This window comes from Anaerosporobacter sp. (assembly GCF_965301125.1).
The window spans coordinates 3,228-4,280 of record NZ_CBDLAM010000260.1 but is presented as its reverse complement, the minus strand read 5'-3'; the positions used below and the strand labels follow the sequence as shown (position 1 = coordinate 4,280).

Here is a 1,053-nt window from a genome sequence, read left to right as displayed (position 1 = left end):
GTCTTGTTGTATCAACAATTCAGCAGTTATATCTTTTAAATTTTGTAATTCTTGCTTTTCGGCATATGTAAGATTATCTTTTGCAAGCAATGAGTCCATTAATTCAGACTGAGTTTCTAGTTCAGTATTTATCGAATCTAATTCTGATTGTGCTGACTTATATGATTCTTTTGCCTTATTTACTGTTTCTGTTTGCTCTGCAATAGAAGTAGTGCAAGCATCTATTATTTTAGTAACACCCAACACAGCAGTACTAATTGTTAATATTATTCCCGCTGGATTAGTTAGTAAAAACGTTTTTATAGCAGTACCAACATCACGTATTGACATGGCTAATCCATATTCTGATACAGTGGCAGCTAAATTTGCGACTGTTTTTTCTTGGGTGGCGGTTAATAATGTTTTCATTGATAGTTTAGTTATACCAATTGCACCACTAACAGCCAAAATAGCAGGAACTAATCCACCAATCGAATCAATAGCTTGTACAGCAATGTTTGATAAATCCAAAAACCCCTTAACCCATGAACTATCAATAGTAGTATTGGCAAGCCCTTGAAACGATGCTTTTAATTTATTTGCTTTAGCTTCTACAGACTCAGTGTAGTTTCCGAACTTCTCCATTGCGGTTCCGCTAGATTCAACTGCTGTTTCGGTATAACCAATAGCCGTGTCGTAATTGGACATTAAAACTAAGAATTCTTCCATGTGGTTAGTGCCCGAAAATGCTTTTGCAAGGGCTCTTTGTTGAACTTCACTATAAGTATTCCAATTACCACCAACCTCATCAAGCACGTCGCCAAAGTTTCTGAATGTTTCATTTGAGTCACGTAGTTTTACATCTAAACCATTCAGCACAGTTTCAACATCTGATAAACTCTCACCCGTTTCATAATCTTCAAGTCTACCTAACTTGATATTACCCATACGAGAAAATATCGCATTTAAGCCAGTTCCAACGGAAGACATTGATTCACCAGTTGTTTCTCCTATTACAGCAATATAACCAAGTAATTTGTCCATAGAAATTCCAGCAAGATCTGCATTTGTGGC

General features: G+C 36.2%; 1 protein-coding gene. It reads right to left on the bottom strand.

Going from position 1 to position 1,053, the window contains the following annotated elements; translation table 11 throughout:
* The coding region (locus ACW2QF_RS18220; protein ID WP_455717440.1) for a hypothetical protein at positions 1-1,053 on the bottom strand (1,053 nt) is incomplete at both ends.